The following is a 19,199-nucleotide window of genomic DNA, read 5'->3' as shown; positions in this document are numbered from 1 at the left end:
CAGATGACGACGAAACGACTCTTGACCGAAGCCGAAATCCTGAAGATGAGCGACAAGGATTACATGAATGAGGATCAGCTCGCTTTCTTCAAGAACCGGCTCGAACAGCTGCAGGCGGAAATCCTCCGCAACGCCGGCCAGACCACCGAAAATCTGCGCGAAACCGTGATCGTGCCGGACCCGGCCGACCGCGCGACGATCGAGGAAGAGCATGCGCTGGAACTGCGCACGCGCGACCGCGAGCGCAAGTTGCTGAAGAAGGTTCAGCAGTCGCTTGCGCGCATCGAATCGGGCGAGTACGGCTGGTGCGAGGAAACGGGCGAGCCGATCGGGATTCCGCGTCTGCTTGCGCGGCCGACGGCGACCCTGTCGCTCGAAGCGCAGGAACGCCGCGAATTGCGCCAGAAGCTGTTCGGCGACTGATCGCCCGACGGCGCGGTTTTCGGGGTCCGCGCCCCATAGACGCTTCGTGAGAGGTGCACGGTGAATCGTGCGCCTCTTTTCTTTTGTAAAGCTGGTCTTTAACGATGCCTGCGCCCATATCGGCTCATTCTTCATGCGGCAATCGGTAAATGCGCATCGCATTGACGTTGATGCCGACCGACGCCAGCACCTTTTACCGCTGAATCCGCCTCACGCTTTTTCTGCTTTTCTCGTGCTGTCGAGACTTTCGCTCTTGATATGGCAACGCCCGCCCTAAAATAAACCGGACATGCGTTGCACGCGCGCGGCACCTGGCGTCGCGCGGCGTCCGCTCCGGATTTCGTGGTGGCGCATCGGCGCTTCCGCGTACTCACTGTCGGCCGAAGTCGGTGTTTTGGCGCTTACTTTGGCCTCACGCAATTGATTGCGGTTTTGCAAAAGGAACGCACATGGAGCAATTTCACGGCACGACGATCGTTTCCGTGCGTCGCGGCGACAAGGTCGCGCTCGGCGGCGACGGCCAGGTTACGCTGGGCAACATCGTCATGAAGGGCGGCGCGAAGAAAGTCCGGCGCATCTACAGCGGCAAGGTGCTGGTCGGCTTCGCGGGCGGCACGGCTGACGCCTTCTCGCTACTCGACCGCTTCGAGGCCAAGCTCGAAAAGCATCAGGGCAATCTCACGCGCGCCGCCGTCGAACTCGCGAAAGACTGGCGCACCGACCGCATGCTGCGCCGTCTCGAAGCGATGCTGATCACGGCCGACGCGACCACCACGCTCGTCATTACCGGCAACGGCGATGTGCTCGATCCTGAAGGCGGCATCTGCGCGATCGGCTCGGGCGGCGCGTATGCGCAAGCCGCAGCGAGGGCGCTCGCGGACAACACGGATCTTTCGCCGCATGACATCGTCGAAAAGGCGCTGGTGATTGCCGGCGACATGTGTATCTACACGAACCACAACCGCGTCATCGAGACGATCGAGTAAGGACACACGATGAGCACCATGACTCCCGCCGAGATCGTCTCGGAACTCGACAAGCACATCATCGGCCAGCATCGCGCGAAGAAAGCCGTCGCGGTGGCGCTGCGCAACCGGTGGCGCCGCCAGCAGGTCGCCGAGCCGCTGCGCCAGGAAATCACGCCGAAGAACATCCTGATGATCGGGCCGACGGGCGTCGGCAAGACGGAAATCGCGCGGCGTCTCGCGAAGCTCGCGGACGCGCCGTTCATCAAGATCGAAGCGACCAAGTTCACGGAAGTCGGCTATGTCGGCCGCGACGTCGACAGCATCGTGCGCGACCTGATGGAAATCTCCGTCAAGCAGACGCGCGAGACGGAAATGCGCAAGGTCCGCACGAAGGCCGAAGATCTCGCCGAAGACCGCATCCTCGACATCCTGCTGCCGGGCGCACGCACGGTCGGCTTCGGCTCGGGCCAGGAAGCGAGCGGCGACGAATCGAACACGACGCGTCAGACATTCCGCAAGCGCTTGCGCGAAGGGCAGCTCGACGACAAGGAGATCGAGCTCGACATCGAGATGCCGCAGCCGGCGATGGACATCATGGGGCCGCCGGGCATGGAAGACATGACCGAGCAGATCCGCTCGATGTTCGCCAATCTCGGCGGCGGCAAGAAGACGCGCCGCAAGGTGAAGGTGAAAGAAGCGCTGAAGCTCCTCACCGACGAAGAGGCCGCGAAGATGCTGAACGACGAAGAGGTCAAGACGCGGGCCGTGCAGAACGTCGAGCAGAACGGCATCGTCTTTCTCGATGAAATCGACAAGATCGCGTCGCGCAACGAAGCAGGCACCGGCGAAGTCTCGCGTCAAGGCGTGCAGCGCGATCTGCTGCCGCTCGTCGAAGGCACGACGATCAGCACGAAGTACGGGATGGTGAAGACCGATCACATCCTGTTCATCGCGAGCGGCGCGTTCCATCTCGCAAAGCCGAGCGATCTGATTCCCGAACTGCAAGGCCGCTTTCCGATTCGCGTCGAACTCGATTCGCTGTCGGTGAAGGACTTCGAATCGATCCTCGTCGCCACCGATGCGAGCCTCGTCAAGCAATACCAGGCGTTGCTCGAGACGGAAGACGTGCACCTCGAATTCGCCGACGAAGGTATCCGCCGACTCGCGGAAATCGCCTACTCGGTGAACGAGAAGACGGAAAACATCGGCGCGCGCCGTCTCTATACGGTGATCGAGAAGCTGCTCGAAGAAGTGTCGTTCTCGGCGGGCAACCACGCGGGCAAGAGCGTGGTGATCGACGCGGCATATGTCGATGGTGCGCTGAACGACGTCGCGCAAGACGAGGACCTGTCGCGTTACGTGCTCTGATTCGCGCGCGGCTCGTCAGCCAGCACGCGAACGAAGAAGCAGGTGAAACGGGCGGCGCTCCGCGAGGAGCGTCGCCCGTTTTTATATGCGTGCGCAGCGGCTATCTATCGCGCTCCAAGCAACGGCGAGGGCATCACTGCTTGACGGGCCGCTTCGCCAGCTTGCGCTGCAACGTGCGCCGGTGCATGTTCAAGGCGCGCGCCGTCGCCGAAATGTTGCCGCCGTTTTCCGCTAACACGCGCTGGATGTGCTCCCATTCGAGTCGCGCCACCGACAGCGGCACCGGCTTCTCGATGGCCTCTTCGGCTTGCAGCACGCTCGCTTCCGTTTGCAGCGCGGAAAGAATCGTCTCGACGTTCGCGGGCTTCGCCAGATAGTTGTCCGCGCCATCCTTCACCGCCTGCACCGCCGTCGCGATGCTCGCGTAGCCCGTCAGCACCAGCATCCGCGCGTCAGGCTGCAGGTCGCGCAACGGCGCGACGAGATTCAGACCCGAGTCGTTGCCCAGATGCAGGTCGACCGTGATCTGCCCGAACTTCTGCTGATTCGCGAGGCGGATCGCTTCGTCGGCGTTGTGCGCTTCGGACACCGTGAAGCCCCGGCGCGTCAGTCCGCGTGCGAGGATGCCGGAGAACACTTCGTCGTCGTCGATCACCAGAAAAGTCTTGTCGCTCATGCTTGTTTCTCCGTATTGGACGGCGCGGCGCCATGGCGGCCCGCGCCCGTTTGCTCGCGGGCCAAAGGCAACCGCAACACTGCGCGCGTTCCGCGCGGCTTGATTTCACTGACATCGGTAAGCTCGATCGATCCGCCGAGCCGCGCTGCCGCCGAAAACGCCAGATACAGCCCGACGCCATGCCCGCCTTGCGTGCTGTCGACGGGTGCCGCGCCGAGCACGCCGCGCAGCGACGCCGGCACGCCCGGCCCCGCGTCGCAGACTTCGAACTCGATCGAATCATGCAGCGCGAGCTTTGCAGCCAGCGTCACGTGATCGCGGCTCGCGCGCGCGGCGTTGTCGAGCAGGATCGTGAGAATCTGGCTGACGGCAACCGTGTCGTCGATAGAGACGTCGGCGGGCGGCTCGCCCAGGCGCTCGAACTTGACGTGCGGATGGCGCAGCCGCCACTGATCGGCGAACGAGCCGAGCCATTCGTCGACACGCTGACGGCTGCCTTGCGTCGATGCACGGCTGCGCAGACGCGCGAGCGCCGATTTGCACAAGGTCATTTGCTGATCGAGGATGTCGAGATCGGCGACGTAGGGCTCGAGGCCTGAGTCGGTGCGCGCGGCATCGCGCAGTTCCTCGGTGAGCATCGCGATCGTCGAAAGCGGCGTGCCGATCTCGTGCGCGACCGTGGCGGCCTGCACGCCGAGCGCAACGGCGCGCTCGTCGCGCAGCAGACGCTGTTGCGCATCGCCGAGCGCGGTATCGCGCTGACGCAGCGCGCGCGACATACGCGCCACGAACCACGCGATCAGGCCGACGCTCACCATGAAGTTCACCCACATGCCCGCGCGGTAGTAGTCGAACAGGTTCGCGGGGTTGTCGAGATTGAGCGGCACCGATTCGAAGCCGAGCACCGCATAACAGGCGACCGCGAACGCCGCGAGCCACGCCATCAGGTGCCACGGCAACACGGCGGCCGCAATAGCCAGCGACGGCAGATACAGCGAGACGAACGGATTGGTCGTGCCGCCCGAGAGAAACAGCAGCGCGGACAGCGCGCCGAGATCGACCCACAGTTGCCCGAACAGTTCGAGGCTCGACTCGGGCTTCTGACGCGACACCCGCAGCCACGTGAGCCCGTTGAAGACCACTTCGAGACCGATGACGAGGAGCATCGCCGGCAACGGCAGCTTCACGCCGACAAAGATCTGGACGAACGCGATCGTCACGAGCTGACCAATGATGGCGAGACTGCGTAGCCAGAAGAGATGTCCGAGGTTGACCCGGCCGGTGAGGGTTATGCGCTGCATCCTGCAAGTTTACCTGTTGGGATCGGTCCGATTCATCGATCGGAGTTCCGGAACTATAGTTTCGATTGTTGTTTAACGTGCGCTCGCCACTCTTTACTGATAATGCTTAAAACGTCCCTTGATCCAGATCAAGTTCTTTTGGAATCCTTCCAGACATTCGTGCGTCATGCGGTCGCCGCGCAACAGCAAGGCGATCAAACGGCCCATGACATCTGGCTTCAGGCTGCCTCCCATCTGTTTCCGACCGATCCCGATTCGCTGGACGCGATGTGCCAGCAGCTGACAGCAACCCAACGCGCCGCGCAGGCCGAGGCCATTGCCCGCGCCTTCGTTGCACTTGTCCCTGGCGATGCGCGAGCGCTCTTCCGCCTGGGCTTCACACTGCAATGGATGAACCGCCACGCCGACGCGATTGCGCCTTACCGCGCGGCGCTCGCCATCTCCCCCGATATGCTCAGCCTGCGCAACAATCTGGCGGGCGCGCTGATGTCGGCCGATCCGGGATCAACGGAGGCCATCACGTTGCTCAAAAACGCGCTCGAAAAGAATCCGGCGGATGCGAATGCGTGGATCAACCTCGGCAAAACGCATCTCGCCCGTTTCGAACTCGACAGCGCTCTCGAAGCAGAACGGCGCGCGCTCGAACTTCAGCCCAACAATCCCGTTGCGCTGTGCAATCACGGGCAGACCTTGCGCGAAGCTCAGCAGTGGGACGACGCGGAACGCTTCACATCGGCCGCGCATCGCATCGCTCCGGACAACCCGGCGTACCTGTCCAATCTCAGCATGATCCACCTTCTGCGCGGCAACTACGCCGATGGCTGGCGAGAGCACGAAGCACGCTGGGACGGATCGAAGGAACTGGCCGGCAGGCGGCCCGTCCTGCCCGGCCCCGCATGGCGCGGCGAGCCGCTCGCAGGCAAGACGCTGCTTCTCTGGGGCGAACAGGGCATGGGCGATCTGCTGCAATTTTGCCGCTACGTTCCGCTGCTCGCCGAGCGCGTGCATCGAGAAGGCGGGCGGCTCGCCTGGAACTCGTTTCCGCAAATGGGCGAGCTGCTCGGCCGCACGCTCGCGCAGCATGCCGATGAGTTCACGCTGGGCGGCGGCGTCGAGATGCTGCCGAAGTTCGACTATGAAATCTCGCTGCTGTCGTTGCCCTTGCTGTTCGACACGCGAGAGGACACGATTCCGTCGGCTGTTCCGTATCTGCAAGCCGATCCAGCAGCCGTCGACGCATGGCGCAACCGGCTCGCAGGCGAAAGGCGACTGAAGGTGGGTCTCGTCTGGACGGGCAGTCACGGGCATCAACGCAATCCGTACCGCCGGGTCGGTCTCGAACGCTACGTCGATTATTTCCGCGAACTCGACGACGTCGCCTTCTATTCGCTGCAACCGGGCGCGGCTGCCGACGTGGCCGCCGCGCGCACGGCCGGGCTCGATATCGCCGACCATACTGCGGAGTTCAAGACGTTCGACGACACCGCCGCATACATCGGCGCGCTCGATCTTGTGATTACCGTGTGTACGTCGATCGCGCATCTGAGCGGCGCAATCGGACAGCGCACGTGGGTGCTGCTCGACGTCAATCCGCATTGGGTGTGGCTGCTCGATCGCACCGACAGTCCGTGGTATCCGACCGCGATCTTGTACCGGCAGCCGCAGTTCGCGCAGTGGGAACCCGTGTTCGACAAGCTGACGAGCGATCTCGCGGCGCTAGCCGGCGCGCGCCGGTAGCCGGCCTATTCCGGCGTGGCGGCCACGCCTTGCGCCGACGCGCGTTCGCGGGCAATTGCATCGGCGAGACATTCGGGGCACAGACACCCGGTGCCCGCCTTCAACGCATCGGCGGGTAGCGCAGGCATCGAGACGCACCAGCACGTCGACCTGTCGCCGCGCGCGCCGCAGTCGAACACGCGGCGGCAGCGCGGGCAGCGCGCGCTGGATGCTTCGGAGAATTCAGGCGATTCGAATCGGGACGGGTTCATGACAGCATGATGAAACCGGTCGGTGACACAAACATGATGCCACTTCCATGCGAATGAGCAAAACGCCCGCCTGTCACGACCGAAATGAGGCCGCGCGCCGCAGTCCCGACGAGCGTTCGAATGGGCTCCATCCGCGTGAGAACTTCCCGCCTGGATTGCGGCCCAAAACGCTGTTCGGCGCCCGTCAGAAAGCGGTCGCCACCCGGCCCCAAGGAGCCCGTTTGCGCACTGCGGAAAAGCGGCCATTATCGCCGTGGCAGCACGCGTCGAAATCCCTGTTGCACCGCGCCAGTTGTGTACAATTCGGCCTTGTTTTAACCGTTTCCTGTCCGAGCCGCCGCCATGTCCGAGATTCCCGACCTGTCCCAGATCGCACCCACGCTGAAGGCTGAAATTCTCGCCGAGGCTCTGCCCTATATTCGCCAGTACCACGGCAAGACCGTCGTCATCAAATACGGCGGCAACGCGATGACGGAAGAGCGCCTGAAGCAGGGCTTCGCGCGCGACGTGATCCTGTTGAAACTGGTCGGCATCAATCCGGTGATCGTGCACGGCGGCGGTCCGCAAATCGATCAGGCGTTGAAGAAGATCGGCAAGCAGGGCACGTTCATCCAGGGCATGCGCGTCACCGACGAAGAGACGATGGAAGTCGTCGAATGGGTGCTGGGCGGCGAAGTGCAGCAGGACATCGTCACGCTGATCAATCACTTCGGCGGCCATGCGGTCGGTCTGACGGGCAAGGACGGCGGCCTGATCCACGCGCGCAAGCTGATGATGCCGGACCGCGACAACCCGGGCCAGTACATCGACATCGGACAGGTCGGCGAAGTCGAGCAGATCAACCCGGCTGTGGTGAAAGCGCTGCAGGACGACGCGTTCATCCCCGTCATTTCGCCCATCGGCTTCGGTGAAGACGGCCTGTCGTACAACATCAACGCGGACCTCGTCGCGGGCAAGCTCGCCGTCGTGCTGAATGCCGAGAAGCTCGTGATGATGACGAACATCCCCGGCGTGATGGACAAGGAAGGCACGCTGTTGACCGATCTGTCGGCGCGCGAAATCGACGCGCTGTTCGCGGACGGCACGATCTCGGGCGGCATGCTGCCGAAGATCTCGTCGGCACTCGACGCCGCGAAGAGCGGCGTGCGTTCGGTGCACATCATCGACGGCCGCATCGAGCACTCGGTGCTGCTCGAAATCCTGACGGAACAGCCGTTCGGCACGATGATCCGCTCGCACTGAACGGTCGGGCCGCCGCGCGTTTTTATACGGCATCTCTGGTACACAAAAACATCACGCGAAGCACGGCACGCTGGCCGCCGTGCTTCGCAGAAGGCATACTGGCCTTCCGTCTTTTCGCGCAGCACGCTGCGCTGTCTCACGCTTCCTCCCCGCACGCATCGCGCGCCGCCTGCTTCGCATCGCAGCGTCGTCACCTGCGCGCGACACATCACGCGTCACATCATGCGCACTTCCCGTCCGAAGCGTCGTCGGCCGCAGATTCACGCCGGCAATCCCGTCTGGCTGTTCGATCTCGACAACACGCTGCATCACGCGTCGCACGCGATCTTTCCGGCGATCAACACCGCGATGACGCAGTACATCATCGACGCGCTGCAAGTCGAGCGTGACGAAGCGAACCGTCTGCGCACCGGCTACACGCAGCGCTACGGCGCGGCGCTGCTCGGGCTTACGCGTCATCATCCCGTCGATCCGCATGATTTCCTGAAAGTCGTCCATACGTTCCCCGATCTGCGCTCGATGCTGCGCAGCGAGCGCGGCCTGAAACGTCTCGTCGATGCGCTGCCCGGCCGCAAGATCGTGTTGACCAACGCGCCCGAAACGTACGCGCTCGACGTGCTGAAAGAGCTGGGCATCGAGCGGCTGTTCGAGCGCGTGATCGCGATCGAGCACATGCGCGACCAGCGCATGTGGCGCGCGAAGCCCGATCACGCGATGCTGCGCCGTGCGATGCGCGACGCGCACGTGCGTCTCGCCGATGCGATTCTCGTCGAGGACACGCGCAGCCATTTGAAGAGCTATCGGCGGCTCGGCATCCGCACGGTATGGATCGTCGGCCATCTGCCGCGTCCGAGGCGCGCGGACGGCAGCCTCGCGCGCCTGCCGGGAACGGGCCGCCCGCACTATGTCGACCGCCGGATTCGTTCGCTAAAATCATTGAGACTGGGCACCCGCGCGGGGCGAGAGGCGGGGCTACAACAGGGACGACATACATGCAGCCTATTCGCAAGCATGACGAGGACGTAACCGAAGAGCAGTCGACCACCACGCGCGCCACGCGCATGAAGCCCGGCGAGCGGCGCGTGCACATCCTCCAGACGCTCGCCGCGATGCTGGAGGCCCCGAAGACCGAAAAGATCACGACAGCGGCACTCGCGGCGCGCATCGGCGTATCGGAAGCCGCGCTGTATCGTCATTTCGCGAGCAAGGCGCAGATGTTCGAAGGGCTGATCGAGTTCATCGAGCAGACGCTTTTCGGGCTCATCAACCAGATCGTCGCGAAGGAGTCGAACGGCGTGTTGCAGGCACGCGCGATTGCGCTCACGCTGCTCAATTTTTCCGCGAAGAATCCGGGCATGACGCGCGTGCTGACGTGCGAGGCACTCGTCGGCGAGCATCAGAGACTCACCGAACGGGTCAACCAGCTGCTCGAACGCGTCGAGGCGTCTCTCAAGCAATGTCTGCGGCTCGGGCTGATGGATGCGTCGAACCGGAACGAGCCGAACCTGAACCCGATCCCGCTGCCCGCCGACTACGATCCCGTTGTGCGCGCGAGCCTGCTGCTCAGCTACATCGTGGGGCGTTGGCATCGCTATGTACGCAGCGGCTTCACGCGCGCGCCCATCGAACACGCCGACGCGCAGTTGCGGTTAATCCTTCAGTGAGTAGCTCAGTTCAATGAGGCCCGGCCGTCGAACCCGCCGTGGCTCGCGCGCCCCGTTGTCCGCGCATTTTCCGCTATACTCTGCGCTTGACCGTTTCTGACGGTCCAATAAAGCAGTACAGCGCGCCGATTTGCTGACTCGATTGCGGGCGCGCGAACCAGCGGATGCGATCTATCGTTCTTCGCGGTTCACTATAAATGCGGCTAAAGAGGTCGTCAGCCGCGCACATTCTTCCTTCGCGCAATTGCCGACACCGTTTAGCCGCCCCATGTCAGAAGGCGGAATGAATGGAATCGATCGGGATCGTCGCTCCACAAACAATGCATTTCTCCGAGCCGCTGCGCCTGCAAAGCGGCAGCTCACTTGCGAACTACGACCTCGTGGTCGAAACGTATGGCACGCTCAACGCGGCGCGCAGCAATGCCGTGCTCGTGTGCCACGCGCTCAACGCTTCGCATCACGTCGCGGGCGTCTACGCGGATGATCCGAAGAACGTCGGCTGGTGGGACAACATGGTCGGTCCCGGCAAGCCGCTCGATACGAACCGCTTCTTCGTGATCGGCGTGAACAATCTCGGCTCGTGTTTCGGCTCGACGGGCCCGATGAGCATCGATCCGTCGACGGGCCGTCCGTATGGCGCGAGCTTTCCCGTCGTGACCGTCGAAGACTGGGTGAACGCGCAGGCGCTCGTGGCCGACGCGTTCGGCATCGAGAAATTCGCCGCGGTGATGGGCGGCAGCCTCGGCGGCATGCAGGCGCTCGCGTGGAGCATGATGTATCCGGACAGGCTCGCGCATTGCATCGTGATCGCGTCGACGCCGAAGCTCTCCGCGCAGAACATCGCGTTCAACGAGGTGGCGCGCTCGTCGATCCTGTCCGACCCGGACTTTCACGGCGGCGACTATTACGCGCACGGCGTGAAGCCGAAGCGCGGGCTGCGCGTCGCGCGGATGATCGGCCACATCACGTATCTGTCTGACGACGACATGGCGGCTAAGTTCGGCCGCGCCCTACGCCGCGCTGAAGGCGCGGAGGACGCGTACAACTTCAACTTCGACGTCGAGTTCGAAGTGGAATCGTATCTGCGCTATCAGGGCGAAAAGTTCGCCGATTACTTCGACGCGAATACGTACTTGCTGATCACGCGCGCGCTCGACTACTTCGACCCCGCCAAAGCCTACGACGGCGATCTCACGGCTGCGCTCGCGCACACGAAGGCGAAGTATCTGATCGCGAGCTTCGCGACCGACTGGCGTTTCGCGCCCGCGCGCTCGCGCGAACTGGTGAAGGCGCTGCTCGATCACAAGCGTCAGGTGACGTACGGCGAGATCGACGCGCCGCACGGCCACGATGCCTTCCTTCTCGACGACGCGCGCTATCACAACCTGATGCGCGCCTACTACGAACGCATTGCAGCAGAGGTGAACGCATGAACGAGCGCGCTTTCGATTATCTCGCGACGCGCCCCGATTTCCGCGCGATCGCCCGCTGGGTCGAACCCCGCGCGACGGTGCTCGATCTGGGTTGCGGCGACGGCTCGCTGCTGTCGCTGCTCACCGAAGAACTCGAAGTCAGCGGCTACGGCATCGAGATCAACGATGCCGGCGTGCTCGCGTCGACGAAGAACGGCATCAACGTGATCCAGCAAAATCTGGAGGACGGCTTGCGCCTCTTCGAAGACGGCAGCTTCGATTTCGCGATCCTTTCGCAAACGCTGCAGACCATTCATCAGACGGCCGCGATCCTGCGCGAGACCGTGCGCGTCGGCAAGGAATGCATCGTGTCGTTCCCGAATTTCGGGTATTGGGCGCACCGTCTGTCGGTTTTGAAGGGACGCATGCCCGTGTCGAAGTCGCTGCCTTATCAGTGGCACAACACGCCGAACGTGCGCGTGCTGACGATCAGGGACTTCGAAGCGCTCGCGCCGGAAGTCGGTATCGAGATTCTCGATCGCGTGGTGCTGCACGGCGGCCAGCAGGTGCGTTGGGGCGTGAACTGGCGTGGTAGTCTTGCGGTCTATCGCGTCAAGAAAAGCTAACGCCACTCAACTCATGTCGAACCCGCCACACGAGGCGCCCGCACTTACCGCTCACGAAGAACATCCCGGCTGGCGCGCGTTTCTCAATGCGCGCATGCTGATCTGCGTCTTCCTCGGCTTCACGTCGGGGTTGCCGCTCTTCACGCTCGTCTATCTCGTCCAGGCCTGGCTGCGTTCCGAAGGCGTCAACCTGAAGGAAATCGGTCTGTTCGCGCTGATCCAGTTTCCCTATACGTGGAAATTCATCTGGGCGCCGCTAATGGACCGCTACGTGCCGCGTCTGCCAGGCTGGCAACCGGGGCGTCGGCGAGGCTGGATGCTCGTCACGCAGATTCTCGTCGCCGCTGCGATCGCGTCGCTCGGCATCGTGTCGCCGCGCGATTCGATCTGGACGGTCGCGGCGCTGACGGCACTCGTCGCGTTCTTCGGCGCGAGCCAGGACATTTCAATCGACGCCTATCGGCGCGAACTGTTGCACGATACCGAGCAGGGCCTCGGCAACGCGGTGCACGTGAACGCGTACAAGGTCGCGGCGCTCGTGCCCGGTTCGCTCGCGCTGATTCTCTCCGATCATCTGCCGTGGGCGACTGTGTTCATCGTGACGGCTGCGTTCATGCTGCCCGGCATGGTCATGACACTCGTCGTGCGCGAACCCGAAGTGCACGGCGCGCCGCCGAAGAATCTGCGCGACGCGATCATCGAACCGTTCCACGAATTCATTCTGCGCGACGGCTGGCGCGGCGCGCTGTTCGTGCTCGGCTTCATCTTCCTGTACAAGCTCGGCGATACGATGGCGACCACGCTGTCCACATCGTTCTTTCTCGACATCGGCTTCTCGCGCACGCAGATCGGCGTGATCGCGAAGACGACGGCGTTCGGCGCGAGCCTCGCGGGCGGCATCATCGGCGGCATTGCGCTGATGCGCATCGGCATCGGCCGCGGGCTGTGGATCTTCGGCATCCTGCAGATGGTATCGACGCTCGGCTTCGCGTGGCTCGCACACGTCGGGCCGACGTCGCCCGGGCTGACAGTCGTGTACGACATCGCCGTCGCGCTGAGCGTGGCCACGACAAAGCTGTTGTCGCTGCTCGGCATCGGCTGGACGGTGCAGCTCGATCCGATGTCGGTTGCGCTCGCCCTCGTGTACGGCTTCGAAACGTTCGCGACGGGCCTGACACTTGCTGCGTTCACCGCATACATCGCGAGTACCACCGACCCACGCTATACGGCGACCCAATTCGCGCTCTTCACGTCGCTGGCTTCCGTGCCGCGCACGCTGGCATCGGCGGCGAGCGGCTTTCTCGTCGCGCGAATCGGCTGGTTCGAATACTTCATCGTCTGCACGGCGCTCGCTTTGCCCGGCATGCTACTGTTGTTCCGGATCGCCCCTTGGAGAAAGCAGTCGTGATGTTGTTCGCGTCACGGCGCGCAGCCAATCGATCGGCCCTGCGCGCCCGTTCCGCTCAGGCTTCTGCATATCGCGTGCTCGTGCGCGCGCATGCGTTGCATCTGGCCGTCAGCGCTGCGTGCATGGCGCTGGGCGCTACGTCGTGGCAGGCACGCGCCGCCGACACGGCGTCGAATGTCAGCGCGCCGCCCGCCGCGAATGCACCCGCAGCACCCTCTGCACCCGCCGCGCCCGCTGCTCCTTCGGCGCCGTCTGCACCGTCAGCGCCGTCCGCGACCAAGGCCGAATCAGCGGCATCCGCCGCGTCGGGCGCATCGGCGCCATCGAATGCGGCCTCCGCGCCGCCGCCCGCGCCCGTCACGGCACGCAATCCCGCGCCCGCTTCCGCTACGTCGGCACCGACCGCGTTCCAGCCGAATCAGCAGTTGCGCTACGGAAACTACGCGGTGTTTCGCAATCTGATTCCATCGCCGATGCTGGAAGCCCAATCCGCTGAGGAATTCGATCAGATCGCGCGCGGCGCCGAGCACATGAACCGGCTTTATCCGCCATCGGATGCGCGCGTGACGCGCGTGCAGTCGATCGTCGACAGGCTGATCCCGTATTCGCTGAAGTGGAGCGATCGCGCGAAGAACTGGAAGTGGGGCATCGCGGTGCTGCGCTCGTCGGACATTCGCGCGTATTGCCTGCCGGGCGGCAAGATCGTCATCTATGGGGGCATGCTCGACAAGGTGCGCCTGAACGACAACGAGCTCGGCATGCTGCTCGGTCACGAGATCGCCCATGCGCTGCGTGAACATGCGCGCGAGCGTCTCGGCGAACAGCAGGCAGCACAACTGGGTTCGGGGACGATGCCGCCGCTCTTCGGTCTCGCCGATCTCGGTGAGGCGCCGCTCGGCATCGGCACGCAGCTGCTCGAAATGAAGTACGAACGCGCCGACGAAACGGAAGCGGATGTGATCGGCAGCGAGATTGCGTCGCGAGCCGGCTTCGATCCGCGCGCGGCGATCACGCTATGGGACAAGCTCGCCGTCGCGACGCGCAATAACCGCGATCAGGGCTTCATCTACGTGCATCCGTACAACCCGGTGCGCCGCGCGGACATCATGAAGCGCCTGCCCGACATGCTGCCGCTGTACGCGAAGGCGATCGGCAAGACGGTCGATGCGCTGCCCGACTACGCCGGCATCGGCCGCCCGCGCCGAACGACCGCGAGCGACTGACGCGCGAGCGGTTATTTCGCGAGCTTGTGGTTGTAGTCGATAGTCAGCGGCGCGTGGTCGCTGAACTTGATGTCGCGGAAAATCGAGGTCTTTTTCGCGGTGGCCGCAATACCCGGCGTCGCGATCTGATAGTCGATACGCCACCCGACGTTCTTCGCATACGCCTGGCCGCGATTGCTCCACCACGTGTACTGCTCGGGCCGCGGGTCGAGCGTGCGGAACACGTCGACGTAACCGACGTCGTCGAAGAGCTTCGTGAGCCACGCACGCTCTTCCGGCAGACAGCCCGAGTTCTTCTGGTTGCCTTTCCAGTTCTTGATGTCGATTTCCTTGTGCACGATGTTCACGTCGCCGCACAGGATCACTTCGCGCTCCTGCGACAGCTCGGCGAGATGCGGCATGAACACATCCATGAAACGGTACTTGGCCTGCTGGCGCTCGTCGCCGCTCGACCCCGACGGCACATACACCGAGATCACCGACAGATTGCCGAACCGCGCCTCCACATAGCGCCCTTCGGGATCGAATTCTTCGCTGCCGAAGCCGATCACGACGTCATCCGGCTCGTGACGCGTATAGACGCCCGCGCCGCTATAGCCCTTCTTCACCGCATGCTGGAAATAGCCGGTAAAGCCGTGCGGCGCGAGGAATTCCGGCGTCATGTCGTCCTGCGAGCATTTGATTTCCTGCACGCACACGACATCGGCCTTCTGCTCGCCGAACCATTCGAAAAAACCTTTCTTGGCCGCGGAACGGATGCCGTTCAGATTGGCGGTAATCACACGCAACATGTTTTTCCTTCGTTATGTTTTCGTTTATTCGGCGACGTGACGTTCATTCGACGATCACGCCTTTCAGCGATTCTTTGGCAGGCGGGAATTCGAGCTTCAGCGACTCGAACGTGCGCAGCAACAGCTCACCGACCATCAAGTTGCGATGCGTCTTCGAGTCGGCGGGTATCACGTACCACGGCGCGTATTCCGTCGATGTCGCCGCCAGCGCGTCCTCGTACGCGACCTGATACTTGTCCCACAGCTTGCGTGCGTCGAGATCGGAGACGTCGAATTTCCAGTGCTTCGTCGGATCGTCGATGCGCGCCTGCAAACGCTCGCGCTGCTCGTCCTTCGATATGTGCAGCATGCACTTGACGATCGTCGTGCCATTTTCCGCAAGCATCCGCTCGAAATCGCGGATGTGCCGGTAGCGGCGAATGCGTTCGTCCTTGTCCAGCGAACCGAGAACATACGGCACGAGCACGTCTTCGTAGTGACTGCGATTGAAGATCGTCAGTTCGCCGGCTGCAGGAGCCTGCGCATGCACGCGCCACAGAAAGTCGTGCGCGAGCTCGATCGGCGTCGGCGCCTTGAACGGCACGATGCGCAAGCCGAGCGGATCGACTTCATGAAACACAGCGCGTATCGTGCCATCCTTGCCGCTCGTGTCCATCCCTTGCAGCACGAGCAACACGCGCTGAACGCGCTGCGCATGCAGACGCTCCTGCTGCGCGTCGAGCAGCGTGCCGATTTCGGCGAGACGCTCGCGGTCGGTCTCCTTCGATCCCGTTGAAAACGGCTTCGACGACGGATCGATGCTGGCGAGAGAAAATTTCGACTTGTTGCTGTCGTCGAAAAAGGGCACGCGATATCCGTCGAGACCGTTCTTCTTTGCCATTGCCATCTTCTCCTGTTTCTCCTTCGCGGCGACACGTCACGCCGAATGAAAAAGCAAACGGGCCGTTGCGCCACTTTCGATGCGACAACAGCCCGTCATGGCCCCGAGCGCGACACGCTGCGCGCAGAGCCGATCCCGCTACCGATCCCCTACTCAGCTCAGTTTCTTCCTCAGCAACTCGTTGACCTGCTGCGGATTCGCCTTGCCCTTGGTCGCTTTCATCGCCTGACCGATCAGCGCGTTGAATGCTTTCTCCTTGCCCGCGCGGAATTCTTCAACCGACTTCTGGTTCGCGGCGAGCACCTCGTCGATGATCGCTTCGAGTGCGCCCGTATCCGAAATCTGCTTGAGCCCCTTCGCTTCGATGATGCGGTCGGCGGCGGCTTCGTCGGTGGCCTTCTCTTCCCAGATTGAGAGGAAGATTTCTTTTGCGATCTTGTTCGAGATCGTGCCATCGGCGATACGTTGCAGCACCAGCGCGAGTTGCGCGGCCGAAACGGGGCTCTCGGCGATGTCGAGGTCTTCGCGGTTCAGCTGCGACGACACTTCGCCCATCAGCCAGTTCGCCGCGACCTTCGCCTGGGCTTTGTCTTTGTCCGCGCCGGCTTTCGCCACCACGGCTTCGTAGTACGCGGCCATCGCCTTGCTCGACGTGACAACCGCGGCATCGTACGAGGTGAGGCCGTACTGCTCGACAAAGCGCTTCTGCATCGCCGCGGGCAGTTCCGGCAATTCGCCCTTCATGCGCTCGACCCACGATGCGTCGATCACGAGCGGCATCAAATCGGGATCGGGGAAATAGCGGTAGTCGTGCGCATCTTCCTTGCTGCGCATCGAACGCGTTTCGCGCTTGTCCGGATCGTACAGGCGCGTTTCCTGCACCACCTTGCCGCCGTCTTCGATCAGCTCGATCTGACGGCGCACTTCGTACTGGATCGCTTCTTCGAGGAAGCGGAACGAGTTCAGATTCTTGATCTCGGCGCGCGTGCCGAATTCCTTCTGGCCGAACGGACGCACCGACACGTTCGCATCGCAGCGGAACGAGCCTTCCTGCATGTTGCCGTCGCAGATGCCGAGCCACACGACGAGACCATGCAACGCCTTCGCATATGCAACGGCTTCAGCGGCGCTGCGCATTTCCGGCTCGGTGACGATTTCGAGCAGCGGCGTGCCGGCGCGATTCAGGTCGATGCCCGTCATGCCCGCGAAGTCTTCGTGCAGCGACTTGCCCGCGTCCTCTTCGAGGTGAGCGCGCGTCAGGCTGATGGTCTTTTCGTAAGCCGGGACGCCCGCCTTTTCGTTCGCGGGCACCTGGATCGTGATCTGGCCGCCCTGCACGACGGGAATCTCGTACTGGCTGATCTGATAGCCCTTCGGCAGATCAGGGTAGAAGTAGTTCTTGCGCGCGAAGATGCTGCGCGGCGCGATCGTCGCGTCGATCGCGAGACCGAACTGGATCGCGCGCTCGACGGCGCCCTTGTTCATCACGGGCAGCACGCCCGGCAATGCCAGATCGACGGCGCAGGCCTGCGTGTTGGGCTCGGCGCCGAACTGCGTGGCTGCGCCCGAGAAAATCTTCGAGACCGTCGACAGTTGCGTGTGCGTCTCGAGACCGATAACGACTTCCCATTGCGTTGTCATAACTCAAACTCCCGCCGGCGCCTTGCGATGCCAGTCGGTGACGCGCTGGAACGCGTCCGCCACCTGGAGCATGCGTGCTTCGTTGAAATAGTTGCCGATGATCTGCAAGCCGACGGGACGCTGCGCATTCGCGCCCGCGCCGAAGCCGCACGGCACGCTCATGCCGGGCAGGCCAGCGAGGCTCACCGACAGCGTGTAGATATCCGCGAGATACATCTGCACGGGATCGTCGCCCTTCGCGCCGATATCCCATGCGACCGACGGCGCGACGGGCCCCATGATCACGTCGCACGTCTTGAACGCTTCCTGGAAGTCTTGCGCGATGATGCGGCGGATTTTCTGAGCCTGCAGGTAGTACGCGTCGTAATAGCCGTGCGACAGCACATACGTGCCGACCAGAATGCGGCGCTTCACTTCGGGACCGAAGCCTTCGGCACGCGACTTCTTGTACATGTCGAGCAGATCGCGATACTCGGCCGCGCGATGGCCGTAACGCACGCCATCGAAACGCGACAGGTTCGACGACGCTTCCGCCGGCGCAATCACGTAATAGACGGGAATCGACAGCTCCGTCTTCGGCAGCGACACTTCGACGAGCGTCGCGCCGAGCGCTTCGTATTGCTTCAATGCCGCGTCGATGGACGCGCGCACATCATCGGCGAGGCCTGCGCCGAAGTACTCCTTCGGCAAGCCGATGCGCAAGCCCGCGAGCGGCTTGCCGGCCGCATCGCCCGAATTGGCCGCGCCCGACCACGTCTGGCCGAGGTAGCGCGTGTAGTCTTCGTGATCGTGCGTGAGGCTCGTCGAATCGCGCTCGTCGAAGCCCGCCATTGCGTTGAGCAACAGCGCGCAGTCGGTGGCCGTCTGCGCCATCGGACCGCCCTGATCGAGCGACGAAGCAAACGCGATCATCCCGTAACGCGACACGCGTCCATAAGTGGGCTTGATGCCCGTGATGCCGGAAAACGAAGCGGGCTGACGGATCGAGCCGCCCGTATCCGTGCCCGTCGCGGCAGGCGCGAGGCGCGCGGCGACGGCCGCCGCCGAGCCACCCGACGAGCCGCCCGGCACGGCCTTGCGGTCCCACGGGTTCTGCACCGGGCCGAAGTGCGAGTTCTCGTTCGACGAGCCCATCGCGAACTCGTCCATATTGGTTTTGCCGACGCACACCATGCCCGCGCGCGCGAGTCGCTCGACGACGGTTGCATCGAACGGGCTCACGTAATTTTCGAGCATCTTCGAGCCGGCCGTCGAACGCCAGTTGCGCGTGACGAACACGTCCTTGTGCGCGATGGGCAGGCCCGTCAGCAGGCCGGCGTTGCCCGCGGCGAGCTGGGCGTCGGCGGCTTGCGCCTGCGCGAGCGTCTGCCGCTCGTCGACGTGTACGAATGCGTTCAGCGCGCCATGGTCCGCGATCCGCTTCAGATATGTCTGCGCCAGTTCGACTGCGGAGCATTGCTTCGCGTCGAGCGCGGCACGCAGTTCGGTCAAGCTTTTCTCATGCATTGCGTTTTTCCTGGAAAGCGCGACGGCGCGATACGCCGCCGTGTTGGCATCCGGCCGCCCGCCGGCAGGCCGGGCCGAAAAA

The 19,199-nt window shown here is 63.3% G+C and carries 19 protein-coding genes; 11 read left to right on the top strand and 8 right to left on the bottom strand.

The genetic code is table 11. The features are described from left to right. Positions 1–3 precede the first annotated feature (3 nt). The 3 genes from dksA (at position 4) to hslU (ending at position 2,759) form a co-directional block, all read left to right on the top strand. Positions 4–423, top strand: coding sequence for an RNA polymerase-binding protein DksA (gene dksA / locus BMW76_RS03085; protein WP_085228454.1), 420 nt, complete (start codon positions 4–6; stop codon positions 421–423). A 449-nt stretch (positions 424–872) separates the two neighbouring features. Then, positions 873–1,409, top strand: coding sequence for an ATP-dependent protease subunit HslV (gene hslV, locus BMW76_RS03080; protein WP_090862744.1), 537 nt, complete (start codon positions 873–875; stop codon positions 1,407–1,409). 9 nt (positions 1,410–1,418) lie between these two features. After that, on the top strand, positions 1,419–2,759 hold the full coding sequence (hslU, locus tag BMW76_RS03075) for an ATP-dependent protease ATPase subunit HslU (RefSeq protein WP_090862741.1): 1,341 nt from the start codon (positions 1,419–1,421) through the stop codon (positions 2,757–2,759). 133 nt (positions 2,760–2,892) lie between these two features. Here hslU and BMW76_RS03070 read toward each other — a convergent pair whose 3' ends face one another. From BMW76_RS03070 to BMW76_RS42745, 3 genes are all read right to left on the bottom strand, one after another. Next, a complete protein-coding gene (locus tag BMW76_RS03070) occupies positions 2,893–3,435 on the bottom strand; it encodes a response regulator transcription factor (protein WP_090862738.1) in 543 nt (180 codons plus the stop codon). Continuing rightward, positions 3,432–4,736, bottom strand: coding sequence for an ATP-binding protein (locus BMW76_RS03065; RefSeq protein ID WP_090862735.1), 1,305 nt, complete (start codon positions 4,734–4,736; stop codon positions 3,432–3,434). Before BMW76_RS03065 ends, BMW76_RS03070 begins: the two co-directional genes overlap by 4 nt. Positions 4,737–4,829: 93 nt before the next feature. After that, positions 4,830–5,138 carry a hypothetical protein gene (locus BMW76_RS42745; protein ID WP_407668882.1) on the bottom strand — a complete coding sequence of 103 codons (309 nt, stop codon included), beginning with the start codon at positions 5,136–5,138 and terminating at the stop codon, positions 4,830–4,832. On the opposite strand from BMW76_RS42745, the gene BMW76_RS03060 reads away from it, so the two are divergent. Continuing rightward, the gene (locus tag BMW76_RS03060; RefSeq protein WP_407668881.1) at positions 5,127–6,473 is read left to right on the top strand and encodes a tetratricopeptide repeat protein; all 1,347 of its coding nucleotides are present in this window, start codon (positions 5,127–5,129) and stop codon (positions 6,471–6,473) included. The genes BMW76_RS42745 and BMW76_RS03060 overlap by 12 nt on opposite strands. Positions 6,474–6,478: 5 nt before the next feature. Here the strand turns inward: BMW76_RS03060 and BMW76_RS03055 are convergent, their stop codons facing one another. Next, entirely contained in the window at positions 6,479–6,724 is a 246-nt protein-coding gene (locus BMW76_RS03055) for a cysteine-rich CWC family protein (RefSeq protein WP_090862729.1), read from the bottom strand. A 342-nt stretch (positions 6,725–7,066) separates the two neighbouring features. Here BMW76_RS03055 and argB point away from each other — a divergent pair, with 342 nt between their 5' ends. From argB to BMW76_RS03020, 7 genes are all read left to right on the top strand, one after another. Continuing rightward, positions 7,067–7,966, top strand: coding sequence for an acetylglutamate kinase (gene argB, locus BMW76_RS03050; protein WP_090862726.1), 900 nt, complete (start codon positions 7,067–7,069; stop codon positions 7,964–7,966). A gap of 222 nt (positions 7,967–8,188) precedes the next feature. Further along, positions 8,189–8,992, top strand: a complete 804-nt coding sequence (locus BMW76_RS03045; protein ID WP_090862723.1) for a pyrimidine 5'-nucleotidase — start codon at positions 8,189–8,191, stop codon at positions 8,990–8,992. Continuing rightward, positions 8,959–9,630: a nucleoid occlusion factor SlmA gene (gene slmA / locus BMW76_RS03040; protein WP_090862720.1), complete on the top strand. Its 672-nt coding sequence runs from the start codon at positions 8,959–8,961 to the stop codon at positions 9,628–9,630. Before BMW76_RS03045 ends, slmA begins: the two co-directional genes overlap by 34 nt. A 287-nt stretch (positions 9,631–9,917) precedes the next feature. After that, complete coding sequence (gene metX, locus BMW76_RS03035) at positions 9,918–11,063, top strand: homoserine O-succinyltransferase MetX (protein WP_090862717.1); 1,146 nt, start codon at positions 9,918–9,920, stop codon at positions 11,061–11,063. Further along, positions 11,060–11,668 (top strand): methionine biosynthesis protein MetW, encoded by a 609-nt coding sequence (gene metW, locus BMW76_RS03030; protein ID WP_090862714.1) that lies wholly within the window; start codon positions 11,060–11,062, stop codon positions 11,666–11,668. The genes metX and metW overlap by 4 nt, the downstream gene beginning before the upstream one ends. Before the next feature lie 13 nt (positions 11,669–11,681). Continuing rightward, complete coding sequence (locus BMW76_RS03025) at positions 11,682–13,076, top strand: AmpG family muropeptide MFS transporter (RefSeq protein ID WP_090862711.1); 1,395 nt, start codon at positions 11,682–11,684, stop codon at positions 13,074–13,076. After that, positions 13,076–14,299, top strand: coding sequence for a M48 family metallopeptidase (locus BMW76_RS03020; protein WP_090862708.1), 1,224 nt, complete (start codon positions 13,076–13,078; stop codon positions 14,297–14,299). The genes BMW76_RS03025 and BMW76_RS03020 overlap by 1 nt, the downstream gene beginning before the upstream one ends. Before the next feature lie 11 nt (positions 14,300–14,310). Here the strand turns inward: BMW76_RS03020 and BMW76_RS03015 are convergent, their stop codons facing one another. The 4 genes from BMW76_RS03015 to gatA all read right to left on the bottom strand — a co-directional run bounded on the left by BMW76_RS03015 (position 14,311) and on the right by gatA (position 19,117). Then, positions 14,311–15,090, bottom strand: coding sequence for an exodeoxyribonuclease III (locus BMW76_RS03015; RefSeq protein ID WP_090862705.1), 780 nt, complete (start codon positions 15,088–15,090; stop codon positions 14,311–14,313). A 43-nt stretch (positions 15,091–15,133) separates the two neighbouring features. Beyond that, a complete protein-coding gene (locus BMW76_RS03010; RefSeq protein WP_090862702.1) occupies positions 15,134–15,970 on the bottom strand; it encodes a polyphosphate kinase 2 family protein in 837 nt (278 codons plus the stop codon). A 153-nt stretch (positions 15,971–16,123) separates the two neighbouring features. Continuing rightward, complete coding sequence (gene gatB / locus BMW76_RS03005) at positions 16,124–17,611, bottom strand: Asp-tRNA(Asn)/Glu-tRNA(Gln) amidotransferase subunit GatB (RefSeq protein WP_090862699.1); 1,488 nt, start codon at positions 17,609–17,611, stop codon at positions 16,124–16,126. A gap of 3 nt (positions 17,612–17,614) precedes the next feature. Next, positions 17,615–19,117 (bottom strand): Asp-tRNA(Asn)/Glu-tRNA(Gln) amidotransferase subunit GatA, encoded by a 1,503-nt coding sequence (gatA, locus tag BMW76_RS03000; protein ID WP_090862696.1) that lies wholly within the window; start codon positions 19,115–19,117, stop codon positions 17,615–17,617. Between the last annotated feature and the right edge of the window lie 82 nt (positions 19,118–19,199).

It is taken from the genome of Paraburkholderia diazotrophica (assembly GCF_900108945.1).
Lineage (GTDB): Bacteria > Pseudomonadota > Gammaproteobacteria > Burkholderiales > Burkholderiaceae > Paraburkholderia > Paraburkholderia diazotrophica.
Note: the sequence above shows the minus strand (reverse complement) of the source record. Positions and strands in the feature narration are given on the sequence as shown.

Bases quoted from the DNA above. Each gene is read 5' to 3' on its own strand.
- gatA (WP_090862696.1), bottom strand. From the start codon at position 19,117: ATGCATGAGAAAAGCTTGACCGAACTGCGTGCCGCGCTCGACGCGAAG.
- BMW76_RS03045 (WP_090862723.1), top strand. From the start codon at position 8,189: ATGCGCACTTCCCGTCCGAAGCGTCGTCGGCCGCAGATTCACGCCGGC.
- hslU (WP_090862741.1), top strand. From the start codon at position 1,419: ATGAGCACCATGACTCCCGCCGAGATCGTCTCGGAACTCGACAAGCAC.
- argB (WP_090862726.1), top strand. From the start codon at position 7,067: ATGTCCGAGATTCCCGACCTGTCCCAGATCGCACCCACGCTGAAGGCT.
- BMW76_RS03060 (WP_407668881.1), top strand. From the start codon at position 5,127: ATGAACCGCCACGCCGACGCGATTGCGCCTTACCGCGCGGCGCTCGCC.
- metW (WP_090862714.1), top strand. From the start codon at position 11,060: ATGAACGAGCGCGCTTTCGATTATCTCGCGACGCGCCCCGATTTCCGC.
- BMW76_RS03025 (WP_090862711.1), top strand. From the start codon at position 11,682: ATGTCGAACCCGCCACACGAGGCGCCCGCACTTACCGCTCACGAAGAA.
- hslV (WP_090862744.1), top strand. From the start codon at position 873: ATGGAGCAATTTCACGGCACGACGATCGTTTCCGTGCGTCGCGGCGAC.
- metX (WP_090862717.1), top strand. From the start codon at position 9,918: ATGGAATCGATCGGGATCGTCGCTCCACAAACAATGCATTTCTCCGAG.
- BMW76_RS03070 (WP_090862738.1), bottom strand. From the start codon at position 3,435: ATGAGCGACAAGACTTTTCTGGTGATCGACGACGACGAAGTGTTCTCC.
- BMW76_RS03020 (WP_090862708.1), top strand. From the start codon at position 13,076: ATGTTGTTCGCGTCACGGCGCGCAGCCAATCGATCGGCCCTGCGCGCC.
- gatB (WP_090862699.1), bottom strand. From the start codon at position 17,611: ATGACAACGCAATGGGAAGTCGTTATCGGTCTCGAGACGCACACGCAA.
- slmA (WP_090862720.1), top strand. From the start codon at position 8,959: ATGCAGCCTATTCGCAAGCATGACGAGGACGTAACCGAAGAGCAGTCG.
- BMW76_RS03010 (WP_090862702.1), bottom strand. From the start codon at position 15,970: ATGGCAAAGAAGAACGGTCTCGACGGATATCGCGTGCCCTTTTTCGAC.
- BMW76_RS03015 (WP_090862705.1), bottom strand. From the start codon at position 15,090: ATGTTGCGTGTGATTACCGCCAATCTGAACGGCATCCGTTCCGCGGCC.
- BMW76_RS03055 (WP_090862729.1), bottom strand. From the start codon at position 6,724: ATGAACCCGTCCCGATTCGAATCGCCTGAATTCTCCGAAGCATCCAGC.
- BMW76_RS03065 (WP_090862735.1), bottom strand. From the start codon at position 4,736: ATGCAGCGCATAACCCTCACCGGCCGGGTCAACCTCGGACATCTCTTC.
- dksA (WP_085228454.1), top strand. From the start codon at position 4: ATGACGACGAAACGACTCTTGACCGAAGCCGAAATCCTGAAGATGAGC.